Source organism: Propioniciclava flava, from assembly GCF_004126535.1.
Classification (GTDB): Bacteria; Actinomycetota; Actinomycetes; order Propionibacteriales; family Propionibacteriaceae; genus Propioniciclava; species Propioniciclava flava.
The window spans coordinates 32,182-49,636 of record NZ_PPCV01000010.1 but is presented as its reverse complement, the minus strand read 5'-3'; the positions used below and the strand labels follow the sequence as shown (position 1 = coordinate 49,636).

The 17,455-nt window shown below is 68.1% G+C and carries 16 protein-coding genes and 3 tRNA genes; 7 read left to right on the top strand and 12 right to left on the bottom strand.

Annotated features, from left to right (window positions below; translation table 11 throughout):
- Positions 1-28: 28 nt before the first annotated feature.
- Together C1706_RS12550 and C1706_RS12545 are read right to left on the bottom strand one after the other, a co-directional pair.
- Entirely contained in the window at positions 29-1,060 is a 1,032-nt protein-coding gene (locus C1706_RS12550; protein ID WP_129459588.1) for an extracellular solute-binding protein, read from the bottom strand.
- 170 nt (positions 1,061-1,230) lie between these two features.
- A complete protein-coding gene (locus tag C1706_RS12545) occupies positions 1,231-2,145 on the bottom strand; it encodes an N-acetylglucosamine kinase (RefSeq protein WP_164987555.1) in 915 nt (304 codons plus the stop codon).
- 145 nt (positions 2,146-2,290) lie between these two features.
- On the opposite strand from C1706_RS12545, the gene purL reads away from it, so the two are divergent.
- The 6 genes from purL to C1706_RS12515 all read left to right on the top strand — a co-directional run bounded on the left by purL (position 2,291) and on the right by C1706_RS12515 (position 9,137).
- On the top strand, positions 2,291-4,546 hold the full coding sequence (gene purL / locus C1706_RS12540) for a phosphoribosylformylglycinamidine synthase subunit PurL (RefSeq protein ID WP_129459586.1): 2,256 nt from the start codon (positions 2,291-2,293) through the stop codon (positions 4,544-4,546).
- A 55-nt stretch (positions 4,547-4,601) separates the two neighbouring features.
- Entirely contained in the window at positions 4,602-5,156 is a 555-nt protein-coding gene (locus tag C1706_RS12535) for a DUF4870 domain-containing protein (RefSeq protein ID WP_164987554.1), read from the top strand.
- Positions 5,157-5,248: 92 nt separating this feature from the next.
- On the top strand, positions 5,249-6,718 hold the full coding sequence (purF, locus tag C1706_RS12530; RefSeq protein WP_129459584.1) for an amidophosphoribosyltransferase: 1,470 nt from the start codon (positions 5,249-5,251) through the stop codon (positions 6,716-6,718).
- Complete coding sequence (purM, locus tag C1706_RS12525) at positions 6,711-7,778, top strand: phosphoribosylformylglycinamidine cyclo-ligase (protein WP_129459583.1); 1,068 nt, start codon at positions 6,711-6,713, stop codon at positions 7,776-7,778. The genes purF and purM overlap by 8 nt, the downstream gene beginning before the upstream one ends.
- Before the next feature lie 140 nt (positions 7,779-7,918).
- Positions 7,919-8,146 carry a DUF3073 domain-containing protein gene (locus tag C1706_RS12520; protein ID WP_129459582.1) on the top strand — a complete coding sequence of 76 codons (228 nt, stop codon included), beginning with the start codon at positions 7,919-7,921 and terminating at the stop codon, positions 8,144-8,146.
- Positions 8,118-9,137 (top strand): alpha/beta hydrolase, encoded by a 1,020-nt coding sequence (locus tag C1706_RS12515; RefSeq protein WP_129459581.1) that lies wholly within the window; start codon positions 8,118-8,120, stop codon positions 9,135-9,137. The genes C1706_RS12520 and C1706_RS12515 overlap by 29 nt, the downstream gene beginning before the upstream one ends.
- 17 nt (positions 9,138-9,154) lie before the next feature.
- Here C1706_RS12515 and C1706_RS12510 read toward each other — a convergent pair whose 3' ends face one another.
- From C1706_RS12510 to C1706_RS12480, 7 genes are all read right to left on the bottom strand, one after another.
- Complete coding sequence (locus tag C1706_RS12510) at positions 9,155-9,481, bottom strand: hypothetical protein (protein ID WP_129459580.1); 327 nt, start codon at positions 9,479-9,481, stop codon at positions 9,155-9,157.
- Between the two features lie 201 nt (positions 9,482-9,682).
- Positions 9,683-9,756 (bottom strand) — tRNA-Phe (locus C1706_RS12505).
- Between the two features lie 15 nt (positions 9,757-9,771).
- Positions 9,772-9,845 (bottom strand) — tRNA-Asp (locus C1706_RS12500).
- A 311-nt stretch (positions 9,846-10,156) separates the two neighbouring features.
- A tRNA-Glu gene (locus tag C1706_RS12495) sits at positions 10,157-10,232 on the bottom strand.
- A gap of 51 nt (positions 10,233-10,283) precedes the next feature.
- On the bottom strand, positions 10,284-10,487 hold the full coding sequence (locus C1706_RS12490; protein WP_129459579.1) for an exodeoxyribonuclease VII small subunit: 204 nt from the start codon (positions 10,485-10,487) through the stop codon (positions 10,284-10,286).
- On the bottom strand, positions 10,484-11,728 hold the full coding sequence (gene xseA, locus C1706_RS12485) for an exodeoxyribonuclease VII large subunit (protein ID WP_129459578.1): 1,245 nt from the start codon (positions 11,726-11,728) through the stop codon (positions 10,484-10,486). The genes C1706_RS12490 and xseA overlap by 4 nt, the downstream gene beginning before the upstream one ends.
- A 5-nt stretch (positions 11,729-11,733) precedes the next feature.
- Positions 11,734-12,408 carry a nucleoside/nucleotide kinase family protein gene (locus C1706_RS12480; protein WP_129459577.1) on the bottom strand — a complete coding sequence of 225 codons (675 nt, stop codon included), beginning with the start codon at positions 12,406-12,408 and terminating at the stop codon, positions 11,734-11,736.
- A 62-nt stretch (positions 12,409-12,470) separates the two neighbouring features.
- Here C1706_RS12480 and C1706_RS12475 point away from each other — a divergent pair, with 62 nt between their 5' ends.
- On the top strand, positions 12,471-13,427 hold the full coding sequence (locus C1706_RS12475; protein ID WP_129459576.1) for a 4-hydroxy-3-methylbut-2-enyl diphosphate reductase: 957 nt from the start codon (positions 12,471-12,473) through the stop codon (positions 13,425-13,427).
- 74 nt (positions 13,428-13,501) lie between these two features.
- Here the strand turns inward: C1706_RS12475 and C1706_RS12470 are convergent, their stop codons facing one another.
- The 3 genes from C1706_RS12470 to C1706_RS12460 all read right to left on the bottom strand — a co-directional run bounded on the left by C1706_RS12470 (position 13,502) and on the right by C1706_RS12460 (position 17,449).
- The gene (locus C1706_RS12470; protein WP_129459575.1) at positions 13,502-15,298 is read right to left on the bottom strand and encodes a hypothetical protein; all 1,797 of its coding nucleotides are present in this window, start codon (positions 15,296-15,298) and stop codon (positions 13,502-13,504) included.
- 98 nt (positions 15,299-15,396) lie between these two features.
- Entirely contained in the window at positions 15,397-16,908 is a 1,512-nt protein-coding gene (locus tag C1706_RS12465) for a flotillin family protein (RefSeq protein ID WP_129459574.1), read from the bottom strand.
- A gap of 10 nt (positions 16,909-16,918) precedes the next feature.
- Positions 16,919-17,449, bottom strand: coding sequence for an NfeD family protein (locus C1706_RS12460; protein ID WP_129459573.1), 531 nt, complete (start codon positions 17,447-17,449; stop codon positions 16,919-16,921).
- Positions 17,450-17,455 lie beyond the last annotated feature (6 nt).

Genomic DNA, 17,455 nt, shown 5'->3' with positions numbered 1-17,455 from the left:
GCGGCAAACGTCACGGTGATGGTTTTCCCTAGCGGGTGAACAGATCCATGAAGCGGTCCTTGATCTTGGAGCCGTTCTCCTGCATCCACGCCTTGTTCTGCTCGACGACGGTGATGGAGGCCAGCGCCGGGAACGCCTTCTGCGTCACGTCGACGCGGACGGTTCGTAGGCCCACCTCTTCCATCCCGGACTGGTAGTCCTTGCCGGTGAGGTAGTTAATGAACGTCTTGCCGTTGGCCGCGTTCTTGGCACCCTTGATGAGCATGATGTTGTCGGCCTCGACCATCGTTCCCTCCGAAGGGTAGATCGTCTTGATCTCGGGTTGGACAACCGCGTACTTCACGGCGTTGGTCTCATTCGTGATGCCGACGGCGTACTCGCCGCTGCTGACCATGTTGTAGACGTTTGACGAGCTGGCTTGCAGCTTGTTGTTCAGCTGCTTGGCGAACTGGCCAACGTAATCCCAGCCCTGCTCGGGGTTGCCGTGTCCCATGGCATGCAGCATGTTCACGATCTGCGACAGGGACGAGGACGACTTCGCCGGATCGGCGAAGGCGATCTTGCCCTTGAGCGTGGGATCGAGCAGAGCCTCCCAACTGGTGATTGCCGACGAGGTCTGCTTGGTGTTCACCATGAAGGCGTTAAGGATGATGGAGAAGGGGACAAGGCGCTTATCCCTGCCGGTGGAGGCCTGGTAGGCCGGCAGGAAGGCGGCGTCGTCGGCGGGAACGAACTCCTCGAACCGGTCCAGCGCTCCAGCAACGGATTGCCCCAGCCCGCCCCACTGCACGTCGGCCTGCGGGTTGTTACCTTCGGCCTGGATACGCTTGATCAACTCGCCGGTCCCGGCGCTGACGACCTCGACGTCGATGCCGGTGCTCTTCTTGAAGGCGGATACGGCCGGCTCGTACTGATCCTTCGGGGAGGAAGAGTACAAGCTGAGCGCCGTGGACCCGCCGCTGGCGCCGCCGCCTGCGGGCTGGGTGGTGCCGGAGCAGCCACTCACGGCGAATCCGCCGGCGACGGCGCTGGACAGCATCAGGAAAGTTCTGCGTTTCATCGGTGAAACCCCTTGTCGAATCCGAGGAGGGCCCGCATCAACGGTGATGGCGGGTGGCACCTGGGAGTCTAGAAATCTCACCTCCGCCGCGATAGGCGTCCACGAGGGCTCAGCGTCACGATTCTGTGATGCCTATCACGGCGCGCATTCAGCGCAAACACGCCTGAGGGTCAGCGTTCGGCGATCGACAGCCGTGCGGACAAGGGGTGCGTGGCAGCCAGCGTCAGCAAGGCTTGCGCGCCATCGATGCCCTCGCCTGTCGTGGAGGCGAGCGCGAACGTCGGCCACTCCAACGTCAGATAGTCGGTGAACCGTCGCAGGACGCGTTCGCTGCGGAACACTCCGCCAATGGCTGCGACGCGCGGGACGCTGGGGCCGCCGAGCCGCACCCGCCGCAACGCTGCCTGCACCGACTCCGACAGGTGGGCTGCCGCTTTGTCCAAGATGGTGCCCGCCACGCGGTCGGACGCCGCCACCTCATTGACCTGCGACGAGAACGCGGCGATACGCGCGACCTTGTCGGGGTCGGACTGCAGAGTGAGGTAGGCGCTCTCCAGGTCGGGGAACTCGTGCTGCATCAGTCCGGTGAGCGCGGTCATCTGACGGCGGCCGTCGTAGCCACGCAGGGCGGCTTCCATGGCGGTGCGGCCGATCCAGTACGCCGAACCGGCGTCACCGATCAGGTTGCCCCACCCGTCCACCCGCGCTGTTTCGTGCGGGCCGACGGCGAGGCAGATCGTGCCGGTGCCCGCCGCGATGACACAGCCTTCACCGTCGCCGAGGGCTCCCAGGTAGCTGGTGACCGAGTCGTGGGCGAGGATGAGCCGCTGTACGGGGGTGTCCTCCAGCAGGTCCAGCAATTCTTGCGCGGTCTCGGCGCCCAGCCCGCTCGACCCGAGCGCGACGGTGGAAGCGGGACCGGTCCTAGCCAACGCCGATCGGAGCAGCGTCGCCCATTGTGGGGGCAGCGGCGCCGCGGTGTTCACCCCCGGCAGGGAAAGGTCGGGGACGTCGCTCCCGACCGCGCGCACGCGGGTGGAGGATTGGCCAGCGTCCACGGCCAAGGAGATGTTCGGATACCCCATGGTAACCCTCCTCGTTGAGGTCGCGACCTCGGCGTCGCGCCCTGGAGACCACGCTACCTCCGGGGATGCTGCCGCGGTACGGCACACAGGCGGACGCGGGTGGGCGCGGACGCGAACCGGTGATGCGGCACGATAGATTGACCGTGTGGTTGACACGGTAGAGAACGCTTGGGCAACCCCCGATACAGAGCAGCCTTGGGCTGAACTCGGGCTGAAGGCCGACGAGTACGCGCGCATCAAGGAGATCCTCGGGCGGCGTCCGACGGGATGCGAGCTCGCGATGTACTCGGTGATGTGGTCGGAGCACTGCTCCTACAAGTCCTCGAAGAAGCATCTGGCCCGGTTCGGGGTGCTCGGTAATGACACTCCCCGCGGGCCGCTGCTGGCCGGGATCGGTGAGCAGGCGGGCGTGGTCGACATCGGTGGCGACTGGGCGGTCACCTTCAAGATCGAATCCCACAACCACCCCTCCTACGTGGAGCCCTACCAGGGTGCGGCGACCGGCGTCGGTGGCATCGTGCGCGACATTCTCGCGATGGGCGCCCGGCCGATCGGCGTGATGGATCCGCTGCGTTTCGGCCCGCTGAACGCCCCCGACACGGCCCGCGTCCTGCCAGGCATCGTCGCCGGAGTGGGCGGCTACGGCAACTGCCTGGGCCTGCCGAACCTGGGCGGCGAAGTCATGTTCGACGCCACCTACGCGGGCAACCCGCTGGTCAACGCGCTGTGCGTCGGCGTCCTCAAGCACGACGACCTCAAGCTCGCCAAGGCGTCCGGCCTGGGCAACAAGGTGATCATGTACGGCGCTGCCACCGGTGGCGACGGTATCGGTGGGGCCTCCATCCTGGCGTCGGAGACGTTCGACGCCGACGGTCCCGCCAAGCGTCCCAGCGTGCAGGTCGGCGACCCGTTCATGGAGAAGCTGCTCATCGAGTGCACGCTGGAGCTGTTCGCGGCCGGCATCATCACCGGCATCCAGGACTTCGGCGCCGCCGGCATCTCGTGCGCCACCTCCGAGCTGGCCAGCGCCGGCGACGGCGGCATGCACGTCGACCTCGACACCGTCGTGCTGCGCGACCCGACGCTCTCGCCCGAGGAGATCCTCATGAGCGAGAGCCAGGAGCGCATGATGGCCGTCGTGCGCCCCGAGGACGTCGACACCTTCATGGAGATCTGCGCCAAGTGGGACGTGCTGGCCACCGTCGTCGGCGAAGTCATCGAGGGCGATCGGCTGCTGATCGACTACCACGGCGAGCGCGTCGTCGACGTCGACCCCCGCACCGTCGCGCACGACGGCCCCGTCTATGACCGCCCGGCCGCGCGGCCCACCTGGATCGACGCTCTGAACGCCGACAAGGCCGAAGATCTGCCCCGTGCGGGCTCCGGGGGCGAGTTGGCCGATCAACTCCTCACGCTGGTGAGTTCCCCGAACCAGGCCGACAAGAGCTGGATCACCGACCAGTACGACCGCTACGTGCGCGGCAACAGCGTCTTGGCCCAGCCTGAAGACTCCGGCATGCTCCGCATCGACGAAGAGACCGGCCTGGGTATCGCTTTGGCGACCGACAACAACCCGCGTTTCTGCCTGCTCAACCCGTACCTGGGGGCGCAGTTGGCGCTGCTGGAGTCTTACCGCAACGTGGCCACGTCGGGCGCCCAGCCGGTCGCGATCACGGACTGCCTCAACTTCGGTTCCCCCGAGGATCCCGATGTCATGTGGCAGTTCATCGAGGCGATCATGGGCCTGGTGGACGGCTGCCGCGAACTGGGCACCCCGGTGACCGGCGGCAACGTCAGCTTCTACAACCAGACCGACGGAGTGAACATTCACCCGACGCCGGTGATCGGCATGCTGGGGGTCATCGACGATGTTGCTACCCGGACGCGCATGGGCTTCGCCTTCCCCGGTGACGCCGTGATGCTGCTGGGGGAGACCCGCGACGAATTGTCTGGTTCTTCGTGGGCCGACGCGATCCACCATCATCTGGGTGGGTTGCCGCCGATGCCCGACTTCGCCGCCGAGAAGGCGCTGGCCGAGGTCATGATCGAGGCCGCTCGGCGAGGGCTGCTTTCCTCGGCGCACGACCTGTCCGACGGTGGCCTGGCTCAAGGCCTCGTGGAGGCGTCGTTGCGCAACGACCTGGGCGTGTCCCTCACCCTTCCCGAGGGCGATCCGACGATGTGGCTGTTCTCCGAATCCCCAGCCCGTGCGCTGGTGTCGTTGTCGGGGGAGCATTACAGCGCGTTTGCGCAACTGTGCGCCGACAAGAACGTACCGCTCACACGGCTGGGTGAGGTCACCGGTGAGGGCGTCCTCGAAGTGCACGGCCAGTTCTCGTTGACCCTGCCCGAGATCCGCGAACGCTGGGCTGCCCCCATTCCGGCAGCCATGGCCGGCTGATCAGGACCCCACGCCCCGGAGGGGAATCCTCTCCTTCCGGGGCACAATGGCCCCTATGAGCGCGCCCGGATTCCAGCCTCCCCAGGAGCCTCGCGTCACCGCGGAGCGCCCCTGGTTTGGCCCCCCATCGCGGGAGGGCGGCGTCGAGGCCGCAGGCGCGGGGCCGTTCGAGGCGAACACGCCCGAACCGACCCTCGTCCTGCCGCCGCATCTGTTCGCTGAGGCGCCGACGCCCGTCCCCGGGGCGCTGAGGCAAGGGGATTCCCGCGACCCCTGGAAGGGGGTGCCGCTCAGCCCCTCGCAGCGCTTCTGGGTGCCCGCGAGTCACTGGCTGGGGCTGGTGACCACCTGGGTTGGCCCCGTGGCCATCCTGCTGACGGTGGGGGAGCGCGACCCCCGCGTCCGTGCCCATGCGTGTGCCTCCCTCAATTTCGAGATCACCGTGGCCTTGGCGCTCCTGGTCGGTGCCGCCACGCTCCCCTGGGGGGTGGGCGCGGTCATCATGGGCCTGACAGGCGCGATCTGGTTCCTGGCCCGCATCGTGGCTGCGGCGCGAGCCGCGCGCGGACGTCTCGTGCGCTACCCCGGATCCCTCCGGTTGGTGCGCTGAGCGACGCCCCAGCAAGACTCCATGGTGACCTGGTCGGAGCGTCTGAATGGCCACCGCACGGCCCGCGTCGGCCTAGAAGGTAGAATCCGCTTGTGACCTGTACGGACGCCTCGAGCCTCGATCCCGTCGGTGACCCCGCACCCCGTGAAGAATGTGGGGTGTTCGGAGTCTGGGCCCCCGGCGAGGAGGTCGCCAAACTCACCTATTACGGGCTGTTCGCGCTCCAGCATCGCGGTCAGGAATCCGCTGGCATGGCCGTCAGCAACGGCGACCGGATCATGGTCTTCAAAGACATGGGTCTGGTGTCCCAGGTTTTCGACGAGCCGACGCTGAACTCCCTGACGGGACACCTCGCGATCGGGCACGACCGGTACTCCACGACCGGGGCCTCGGTGTGGAAGAACGCCCAGCCGACGTACCGGCCCACCGAGAACGGTGGCCTCGCCCTGGCGCACAACGGCAACCTCACCAACACCGAGGAGTTGGAGGCCTGGCTCCGCTCACGCGACGAGCGCGCCAAGATCGTCACCAAAGACTCGATGGACTCCACCAACGACACCTCCCTGGTGACGGCCCTGCTCTCGACCTTCGCGGGCAGCACGTGGGACGCGGCACTGCAGGTCCTGCCCCGCTTGCAGGGGGCCTTCTGCTTCACGTTCATGGACGCCTCGGCGCTGTACGCCGCCCGTGACCCGCAAGGCATCCGCCCCCTGGTGCTCGGACGCCTGGAACGCGGCTGGGTCGTCGCGTCGGAGACCGCAGCCCTCGACATCGTGGGCGCCACGTTCATTCGTGAGGTCGAACCCGGCGAACTCATCGCCGTCGACTCCGGCGGCCTGCGGTCGGTGCGCTTCGCCGAAGCCAACCCCAAAGGCTGCCTGTTCGAGTACGTGTACTTGGCTCGCCCCGACACGATCATCGCCGACCGCCGCGTCCATTCGGTGCGTGTCGAGATCGGCCGCACCCTGGCGCTGGAATCGCCGGTGGACGCCGACCTGGTGATCCCCACGCCCGAGTCGGGCATCCCCAGTGCCATCGGCTACGCGGAGGCGTCCGGCATCCCCTATGGGCTGGGTTTGGTGAAGAACTCCTACGTCGGACGCACGTTCATCGAGCCCTCGCAGACGATCCGTCAGCTCGGAATCCGCCTCAAGCTCAACCCGATCCGCGACGTCATCGAGGGCAAGCGCCTTGTGGTGGTGGACGATTCGATCGTTCGCGGCAACACCCAGCGCGCCCTGGTGAAGATGCTGCGAGAGGCGGGGGCGGCCGAGGTCCATGTCCGCATCAGTTCCCCGCCAGTGGAGTGGCCGTGCTTCTACGGCATCGACTTCGCCACGCGCGCCGAGTTGATCGCGCCCGGCATGACGACCGACGAGATCTGCCGCTCGATCGGCGCCGATTCGTTGGCCTACATCAGCCTGGAGGGGCTCGTGGCCTCCACCGGCGTGCCGAAGCGCCGGCTGTGCCGGGCGTGTTTCGACGGTCAGTACCCGGTCCCGGTGCCCGCCCGGATCGCCGAGCAGATGCGCCTCACCGTGCAGGAGGAAACCGATGAGTGAGCCCACCAACGCCTACGCCGCAGCCGGTGTCGACATTGAGGCGGGTGATCGGGCCGTCGAGTTGATGAAGGCACACGTGGCCCGCACGCGGCGTCCGGAGGTGCTCGGCGGGCTCGGCGGGTTCGCGGGCTTCTTCGACGCGTCCGCCTTCACCCGCTTCGAGCATCCGGTCCTGGCCACCTCGACCGATGGGGTCGGCACGAAGGTTGCGATCGCCCAAGCGATGGATCGTCACGACACCATCGGGTTCGACCTCATCGGCATGCTGGTCGATGATCTGGTGGTTGTCGGGGCCGAGCCGCTGTTCGTCACCGACTACATCGCGACGGGGAAAGTGGTCCCCGAACGCATCGCCGCCATCGTCTCCGGCATCGCTGCCGCGTGCGAGGTCGCGGGCGCGGCCCTGCTGGGCGGCGAGACGGCCGAACACCCCGGTCTCCTCGAACCGGACGAATACGACATGGCGGGCGCCACGACGGGCGTCGTCGAGCGTGCGGCGATCCTGGGCCCGGAACGTGTCCGTCCTGGCGACGTGGTCATCGGCTTGGCTTCCTCGGGGCTGCATTCCAACGGCTACTCCCTCGTCCGGCACGTGCTGCTCGACCAGGCTGGCTGGTCACTGGATCGCGACGTTCCCGAACTGGGGGCAACGCTGGGCGAGACGCTACTCACGCCCACGCGGGTGTATGCGCGCGACATCCTCGCCCTGATTGAGACGGCCCCGGTGCACTCCATCAGCCACATCACCGGCGGCGGGCTCGCCAACAACCTGGTGCGTGTGCTGCCCGCGGGTGTGCGGGCGACGCTGCGTCGCGCGTCCTGGACGCCTGCGCCGATCTTCTCCCTCGTGCAGGGCCTGGGTGGGGTCTCCCAGGCCGACATCGAGGCGACGCTGAACATGGGCGTCGGCATGGCTTTGGTCGTTCCTGCGGCGTCCGTGGACGCGCTGATGACCGAGGCGACGGCGCGCGGGCTGTTGCCATGGCTGCTCGGTGAGATCACTGCGCAGGAGGCCGCTGAGGCCCCCGCCGTGGTCGAACTGGTGGGACAGCACCGCTGACGAAGCGCTGTTTCCCACCCGCCGGTCCATGTGCCGTGGTCAGCTTTGTCCACGCCTTGAACTCGGGTAGCATCGGCGTCACGAACAGATCAACCTCACGCGGCTAGACCGCCAAGAATGCTAAGGGGGTCGACCCGGACATGGGGCGCGGCCGTGCAAAGGCGAAGCAGACCAAGGTCGCTCGCGATCTTAAGTACCGTACCTTCGATACGGATTTCTCCTCCCTGGAACGGGAGCTGAGGGGCGGCCAATCGCCCTACGGCACCCCAGTGGAGGTCGAAACGGACGAGGCTGACGAGTACGACGATCCTTACGCCGAAGACGACGAAGAAGACGACGATGACTCTGCGGGGCGCAGCGCATACTAAGAGCCTCGACCTTCATCAGTGGCGGCGGGATCCCCTCCTCGACGGGTTTGAGAACCGCGATCTGCCACTCACAGCGCAACCACTGTCCGGTGAACCGGTAACCCCGCTCGTCGGTACGTTGGTGCGTCGCTCTGACCCGACGCTGAGGGCGGGGGAGCGAGCCGTCTTACACGTCCACGGATGGAACGACTATTTCTTCCATCCGCATGTGGCGGAGTTCTATGAGGGGCTCGGATACGCCTTCTATGCGCTCGATCTGCGACGCTACGGTCGCAGCCTGCGCGAGGGGCAGTTTCGCGGCTACATCGGGGATCTGCGGGACTATCACGAGGAGATCGACGCCGCCGTCTCGGCGCTGCGTCGTGAGCATCCCAGCGTCGTCCTCACAGGGCATTCCACCGGTGGCCTGACGGCCGCACTGTGGGCGTCCGAGCGCCCGGGGCGTCTCGCGGGGCTGGTGCTCAACTCCCCTTGGCTCGACATGTGGGGTCCTGCCGGGATCGCCGGGGCGATGCGTCCCATCTTCGGGCCGCTCGGTCGTCGCAACCCGACGTCGCCCCTGCGGCTACCCGACATGGAGGAGCCCATCTACGCGATGGCCACCCACGCCGACATGGGCGGGGAGTGGGATTACTCGCTGGAACTGAAGTCCCCGGGGTCGGAGGTAGTCCGGCTGGGCTGGGTGCGCGCCATCTTGAACGGGCACGCCCGGGTGGCGCGTGGCCTGGGCATCGACTGCCCCGTCCTGGTGACCACCTCCACCAAAACCAGCTTCCTGCGCAAGTACTCTCCCCGAGCCAAGAGCGTCGACACCGTGCTGGACGTCGACCGGATTGCCGCCGCCGCGTGGCGCCTGGGCGACCAGGTGACCATCAGCCGCATCGAGGGTGGCATGCACGATCTGTCGCTGTCGCAGGCCGAACCTCGGCAACGCTGGTTCGACGCCGTCAGCGTCTGGCTGGGCGCGTACGTCCCGCCGACCGTGCACTGACGGGCTGCAAGGTCGCCTCAGACTTCCTGAGGCGCCAAGGCGAGGGAGAGTCGCTCCCGTGAAGCGTCGAGGCGATTCATCCAGTCGAGCATCGTGTCGAGTGCCAGGCCGATGTTCCCAAGTTGGCAGTGACTGCTGGCCTGTTCCTCGGCCGTGAACAGCCGTGCGGTGAGCGAACGCGTCCGGGTCAAGCCGTCGATCTGCACGGCGAGTTGCCCCTGAGGAACGTAGTGGTCCTCTGCCCCCGCCAGGAGGAGGACGTCTTGCCGGATCGAGGGACTCCAGGATGCGGTATCGAACTGGAGCGACGCCCGAAGGAAGTCGTACGGCGTGGCAACCCCCATCACATGCATGCCTTGGTGAAGGCCCCACTGGACGGTCGGGTTCTGGCGGGCGGCTCGGGTGAGGAGCCGGTTGATGATCCCGCGCCCGATGTTGCGGGGAAGCGCCGCAGGCGGAATAGAGGCGCGCGACAGGGGCGCGATCAGAGGATAAGGACGTGGTTCGATGCCGTCACTCTCGACGGCGAAAAAGCGAACTCTGGGTGGCCAGGACCGGGGTCGAACCGGTGACCTTCCACTTTTCAGGCGGACGCTCGTACCAACTGAGCTACCTGGCCATTGCCTCTCGGCAGCGACCCCGACGGGACTCGAACCCGCGACCTCCGCCGTGACAGGGCGGCGCGCTAACCAACTGCGCTACGGGGCCTCTTGTGAAGGCCGCTGCCCTCTCGGACAGCTTGAGAAGCATAACGTAGCCAAGGGCCGTGTGTGAAATCGGGTTCCCGCGGGTGGCGACAGGGGGGCATCGCCCCTTGTCCGAGAGGGATATTCGGTTGCAGGCCTCCGGGGTGGAGGTGTGTTGGTCCAGGAGTGGGCTCCTGGGGGTGTAGTGCCCAACGAAAGGTCAGGCAGTGTCGAGGGTGAGGGGCAGGCGGTGTCGAGGGTGAGGGGCAGGCGGCGCCCCAGGTGAGGAAAAGACGTGGCCCCGCGAAGCTCGTGAGCTTCGCGGGGCCACTCTGGCATCCCCAACGGGATTCGAACCCGTGTTGCCGCCGTGAAAGGGCGGAGTCCTGGGCCACTAGACGATGGGGACAGGCGCGATGAAGTATAGGGCACTGGGAGGCTTCGCCCCAACTCCGCCGGTTTAGGCGTCCGGATGTGCCTCGCGGGCCGCGTCGACGGTGGCTCGTGCGCCGTCCAGCCACGCCTGGCACCGGGCCGCTAGCTTCTCGCCGCGCTCCCACAACGCCATGGACTCCGACAACGGCACTTTGCCCGACTCCAGTTGCGTGACGACGGACACCAACTGCTCACGAGCCTCTTCGTAGGTCAGTTCCTTCTCGCTCATGACTCCTCCTGCTGCGGATCGTGGTTGTGTGGTTCGACGTCGACGACCGCCGCGGCGATGTCACCGTCGATGAGCCGCGCCACGATGATCTCGTCTGGCTCGACCTGCTCGATGGACGACACGGTGCGGCCGTCGTCGGTGGTCACGATGGCGTAGCCGCGTTGCAGCGTGGCCTGGGGCGACAGGGCACGCACGCGCATCAGCATGTGCCCTAGGTCGCCGCGCTCGCGTTCCAAGCTGCGCTCAATGCCTCGGCGTAGGCGTCCGGTCAGATCGCCCAAACGCTCCGCGTGGAGGGCCAGGGCCCCACCCGGGTCGCGCAGGACGGGGCGAGAACGCAACGCATCCAGCGACTGCTGCTCAGACAGGATCCGGCGCGTGATCGCGCCACGCAGGCGGCTGACTCCGGTGGCGATGACCTGAGCCTCCGCCTGGGCGTCAGGGACGACTCGCTTGGCCGCGTCGGTGGGCGTCGAGGCGCGCACGTCGGCGACCAGATCGAGGATCGGCGTATCGGTCTCATGCCCGATCGCGGAGACGACCGGTGTGCGACAGTGAAAGACCGCACGGGCCAGCGTCTCGTCGCTGAACGGCAGCAGGTCCTCCATCGAGCCGCCACCTCGGGCGATGATGATGACCTCGACCGCCTCGTTTGCGTCGAACGCCCGCAGCCCCGCCATGACCTGCTCGACGGTGTGGGGACCCTGCATGAGGGCATGCTCGACGACGACGCGGGCGCCCGGCCAACGGCGGGCGATGTTGTGCACCACGTCCCGTTCTGCCGCCGAATCCTTGCCGGTAATCAGGCCGATCGCGGTGGGCAGGAACGGCAAGGGGCGCTTGCGATCCGGGCTGAACAGGCCCTCCGCCTGCAGGGCCCGTTTGCGCTGCTCCAGGTGCGCCAGGAGGCGGCCTTCGCCCGAGGGGCGCAGATCGCGGCATTCGAACGTCAACGACCCGTTGCTGGCGTAGACGGTGGCGCGCATCCAGGCCGCTACGAGGGTGCCTTCGGTGATCGGGCCCGCGGCGTCGAGGGTGGCGGTGGACACCGACACCTGGACGCTCACGTCGGCGACCTTGTCACGCAAGGTCAGGAAGTGGATGCCGTAGCCCGCGCGCCGTTTGAGCTGGACGATCTGCCCTTCAACCCAAATGGGTGAGGTGCGTTCCACCCAGTTCTTGAGCGCGCCGACGACAACCCGCAGAGGCTGCGGTGATTCGGGAGAACTGTCCAGCGCCACGGTGTTCAGCGTAGGGGGCCGAGGTGACGTTTCTCGTCGTCGATGTCGATGAGCGTGACGATGTGGTCGGCTCGCGACGCCGTGGCGGCGATGGCGTCTGCGTTGGCCTGGTCGGGGCCGAGCGCCCAGGCGCGGGCCGCCTCGGGTGAGCGGCCGTGCCGCACGTGGCGGGCAACCAGCCTTTCTTGACGCAGCGATTCGGGCGGCGCCAGGAACCAGGATTCAGTCAACAGGTGGGCGACCGTGCGCCACGGCCCGTCGAACAAGAGGTAGTTGCCCTCGACGATGACCAGCGGGACGGCGCCGGGCACCTCGATGGCCCCGGCGATGGGCTGCTCCAGGTCGCGGTCGAAACGTGGCGCCCACACGGTGTGCCCGTCTTCTCCGACGCGAAGCCGTGACAGCAAAGCCACGAACCCGTCCGCATCGAACGTGTCGGGGGCGCCCTTGCGGTCGGCGCGCCCCCACCAATCCAGCACGCGCTGATCGAGGTGGAAGCCGTCCATCGGGACGACGACAGCACGCTCCGGGCCCAGCGCCAGCGCGAGCGCAGAAGCCAGCGTGGATTTACCGACCCCGGGGGCGCCCGTGATCCCCAGCAGGGTGCGACTCCCGGACGCCGCCAGCGTGGCCGCGCGATCGATCAGTTGGGCGAGCGTGCAGGTGCGTGGTTGCCTCACGCCCCCAGTGTGACGCGGGCGGGCGTGGGGGAGCGTCAGCGACGCCGTCTAGACTGGGCGCCATGACCAAAAGCGTTGTCGTGGCCGCGCCGCGCGGATACTGTGCGGGCGTCGACCGGGCCGTCGTGACGGTCGAGAAGGCCCTGGATCTCTACGGGCCGCCCGTCTACGTCCGCAAGCAGATCGTCCACAACAAGCATGTGGTCGAAGATCTCGAGCAGCGCGGGGCCGTTTTCGTTGAGGAACTCGCGGAGGTGCCCGAGGGTGCCACGGTCGTGTTCTCCGCCCACGGCGTCAGCCCGGCCGTGCACGCCGAGGCGGCGTCACGTCACCTCAAAACCATCGACGCAACGTGCCCGCTGGTCACCAAGGTGCACCACGAGGCGAAGCGGTTCGCGAGCCAAGGCCAGCAGATCCTGCTCATCGGTCACGCCGGTCACGAAGAGGTCGAAGGCACGATGGGGGAGGCGCCCGAACAGACGATCCTCGTCGAACATCCCGACGATGTCGCGGGTGTCGAGGTGGAGGATCCCTCACGCGTCGCCTGGCTGTCGCAAACGACGCTGAGCGTGGACGAGACGTGGGAGACGGTCAGCAAGCTGCGTGAGAAGTTCCCGCTGCTGATCGACCCGCCCAGCGACGACATCTGCTACGCGACGCAGAACCGGCAGTCGGCGGTCAAGCAGATCGCCAGCAACGCCGATCTGGTCATCGTCGTGGGCTCCAAGAACTCCTCAAACTCGGTGCGCCTGGTGGAGGTCGCCCTCGAATCGGGCGCCAAGGCTGCCCACCGGGTCGACAACGCAGGCGAAATCGATCCGGCGTGGCTCGAGGGCGTCGAGCGGGTCGGGGTCACGTCGGGGGCCTCAGTGCCGGACGCGCTGGTGCAGGGCGTCTTGGATCATTTGCAGACGCATGGGTTCCCGGCAGCCGTCGAGGAGCGCCTCACCGAGGAGAACCTGACGTTTGCCCTCCCGCCTGAACTCCGCAAAGACCTTAAGCAGCGCACCGGACGCTGACGCGGTGGCGTCGGGCCTTAGTGTGGCCCCTCACACCTGACGTGCATGCGGGACGCCTAGCGTGTGCGGGACGCCTAGCGGGGGAGTGATTTGGCCAGGGCCTTCGCCTCGCGCTTGGGCGCCCGGGAACCCCACCAATCGCCCGCCTTAAACGTCGCGTCGCCCAGATTCTCCAGCGCCTCGATGAGGGTGGGCGTCCAGCGGGTCGACTCGGCTTCGGCGAGCGGACGCAGCGCATCCACCACCGCCTGAGAGGCCTGCAACACGTCACGTCGATCGTTGCGAACCCTTGCTGCCTCCAGCGACTGCGTCGCAGTACGCCAGGCTGCCTGCGGGTCGCTCGCTGCGCCCGCGTCCTCGGTGAGCCCGGATGGGTCAGGCGGGGGGGCCGCGATGGTCGGTGCGGAGGGCGCCGGGGCAGGGGCTGCCTCTGGTGCGGCAGCGACCGCGTCTGGCTCATCATGCAGGTCGGGGGCTGCGGCGACCGGCGCCACAGCGTCGCCCAGGGACCGGGGTGCGCGCGTGCTCGCGCTGAGTGCCGTGTCATCGTCGAGCACCGACCAGGACGGTGCCGGGCCGACACCGGGCAGCGGGACGCCACGGGCCGCGGCCACCAGCCGGGAGGTGAGGGGAACACCCGGTGGGACGGGGAAGGGGGAGGGCACGTGCGCGGCCACCTCCTCAGCCCAGGCCTGCGTCTGCGGCGCGGCGGGATCCCCGCCGAGTCGCTGCGCCTGGGCCAGCGTGATCGCGGCGAGGGCACGCCATGCGGTGGCCCACGCCGGATGGCGCAAGGACGCATCACGCTCCACGACAGCCTGGAGTGCCGCCACGGCGTCTGCTGCCTCACCGTCGCGGAGCAACGCCTCCGCCAGCGCGGTCGTCGCGGCGAACTGCGCAGGCAGGAGTTCCTCAGCGGGCAGGCCTAGCGCGGCCAAGCGGCTCACACCCTGAGCGGCCTGCTCAGCAGCCGCGCGAGCCCCCACGGTGTCCCCAGCCTGGGCGAGATCGCGGGCAACATCAGCGCGAACCCGGTACGCCCACGCCTGTGCGGACGGGGCTGTGGTGGCCCCCTCGATCTGGACCAGCACCGCTCGCCTCGCCGCAGACGCCTCATCCCAGCGCCCCTGCGCGCCCCACGCGGACGCCACGGCGTCACCCGCCGCGACAAGGCTCTCCACCTCGATGCCGGTGAGGGACGCCTGCTGGACGGGCTCTGCCTGACGCAGCGCGTTGGACGCCGCCGTCATGGCCTCGCGGGCCAGCAGCGCCGCATCCTGAGGCAGGCCCGCTACCGTGCGCGCTTGGGAGGCCAGGAGTGCGGCGTCCACGAGCACCTGGGCGTCGCGCCCCACGAGTCCACCCTCACGGGCACGCACCACCGCCGCGTCCGCGAAGGCGTTCGCCGCGGCGACGTCCCCGGCAGTGAGTGCGCCAACGGCCCGGGCCTGCAGCAGCCAGGAGGCGGTGCGCGGAGCCAGATAGGGTGCCACATCCAGATGGGGGAGCAGGCCCATCCAGGCCTGGGCGGCCCCCGCGGTTGCGGCGGCGGCGCCCGGTTGCCCCAGCCCGGCTTGCAACAGCGCCAGTTGGGCGGTGGCCGTCACGAAGCGGACGGCATCATCGGCCGGAGTGAACGGACCGACCGCGCCATGCTCGGCGACCAGCGCGTTGGCGCGGGTCAGCGCGTCCTGGGCGTCAGCTGCGGCGTCGGCGTAGGAGTGATCCAGGAGCCGGAGTGCGGTTACCTCATTCAGCGCGTCCACGAGGGACTCTCCGACGCTGGCGTCGCTGCCCACCCAGCCGCGGAGCTTCTTCACCTGCGAGGTGGTCTGCTTAAAGCGCCGACGATGCGTGCTGGTGGAACTCATGGGGGATCCTCACGACGGCGAAGCGGTTTCTGGGAGTTTACGCGCCGACGCCGACCCGAGCGCGTGGCTCAGGTCGGCGTCGATGACACGTCGAAGGGTTACTCGACGGTGCCAGACAGGGTGGGCGCGGAGCCGCCGCCCTGGTTGCCTACCCGCTTGAGGAGCGCCTGCAGATCGAACCCGGTCGTGTCCGACACCATCTGCAACGTCTGCGTGAGCGTGTCGGTGACCTGCTTGGGCAACTGGCCAGCGCCATCGGTGGAAACCACCGTCAGCTTGTCGATGCTGCCCATCGGCGCCGCGACCTTCTCCGCCATCTGGGGCAGGATCTCCACGAGCATCTGCAACACGGCGGCGTCGTTGTAGTTCTTGAACGCCTCCGCGCGCTTGTTCATCGCCTCGGCCTCAGCCTGTCCGACAGCCGACACTGCGGCGGCCTTCGCCTCGCCCTCAGCCCGCACCGCCTCGGCCTCGGCGATACGACGAGCCTTCTCGGCCTCGCCTCGCTTGGCGCCCTCCACGGCTTCGGCTTCGGCCAGCGCGGAACGCCGGGACTTCTCGCCCACACCGGTCAGACGCGCCTTCTCGGCCTCGGCTTCGGCATTCGCGATGGAGGCGGCCTTTTCCGCGTCCGCCTCGAAGATCGCCGCGTTGCGCTGCGCCTGCGCGGCGGTCTCCACGCGGTAGCGCTCCGCATCCGCCGGACGCCGCACCTCCGTGTCGAGTTGACGTTCCTTCAGCGCCGCCTGAGCGACGGCCACCTTCTCTTGCTCCTGCAAGATGGCCTGGTCGCGGTCGGCCTGGGCGAGCGGTCCTGCCGCGGCAGCCTGGGCGCGGGCCGCGTCCGTCTCAGACTGGATCTCGGCCTGCTTCAAGACCAGCGCCCGCTGCGAGATCGCAATCTCCTGCTCGGCGGCGATCTGGGCCTGCTCGGCCTCCCGGCGTGCCTCGGCCTCGGCGACCGCAGCCAGACGCCCGACCTTCGCCGACTCGGGACGCCCCAGGTCGGAGAGGTAGGTGCCGTCGTCGGTGATGTCTTGGATCTGGAAGGTGTCCAGCACCAGGCCCTGGCCGGTGAGGGAAGCCTCCGACTCGTCGGTGACGCGCTGGGCGAACGCCGCCCGGTCCCGAATGATCTGCTCGACGGTCAGCGAACCGACGATGGAACGCAAGGAGCCCGCCAGCGTCTCCTGGGTGAACGTCTCGATCTCGTCCTGCTGGGACAAGAAGCGCTGGGCGGCCGCCCGGATCGAATCTTCGTTTCCGCCGACCTTGACGATGGCCACGCCGTCCACGTTGAGCTTGATGCCCTGGCCTGAGACGGCGTTGCGGATCGTGACCATGATGCGACGCGAACTCAGATCGAGCACATGCAGACGCTGAATGAACGGGACGACGAAGATGCCGCCGCCCATGACCACCTTCTGTCCCGACAAGTCCGTCGACACGAGGCCGGTCTCGGGGTTGCGCACCTCCTTACCCTTGCGTCCGGTAAGGATGAACGCCTCATTCGGCTTGGCGACCTTGTAACGGCTGGCGATCAGCAGGCCGATCACCAAGACCAAGATGATCAGGCCGGTGATCCCGACCAGGAGAGGTGGGAAGGGCATGAGTGTCCTTTCAGGTTGACGCGGTGGGCGTAAGCCCGGGGGTCCGAGAATCAAGGGGGGTCACCGCGACGGCCGTAGGCGACACCACGGCGGAGACCCAGACGGCTTCACCGGCGGCCACGGGACGCGCACAGCGGGCCGCGTACTTGCGGACGTGGCCCCCGACATTGAGCCGAACCTCGCCGTAGCCGTCGGACGGAATCGCCGTGATCACGCTGGCGGTGTGACCGATCAGTGAGGTGGCCGAAAAGCTTGTGGCGTCGTCTCGGCGTAGCGCGCGCGTCAGCCGCCAGGCGCCCGCCGCAGCCAGGAGGCCGATAACGACACCGACGACCAGAGCGAGGGGCAGGTTGTCGCTGAGCGCCAGACCGATGGCCCCGCCGAAGCCGAACGAGCCGACGAAAGCGGCCAAGGTCGACACCGAGAACAGGTCGTTGTCCAGCGCGTCCAGATGCAGGACGCCTTCCAGGACGTCGCCGAGAATCAAGGACAACACCACCAGCGCGATGCCCGTTCCGCCGAGGACGAGGAACGTGGTCACAGAAAC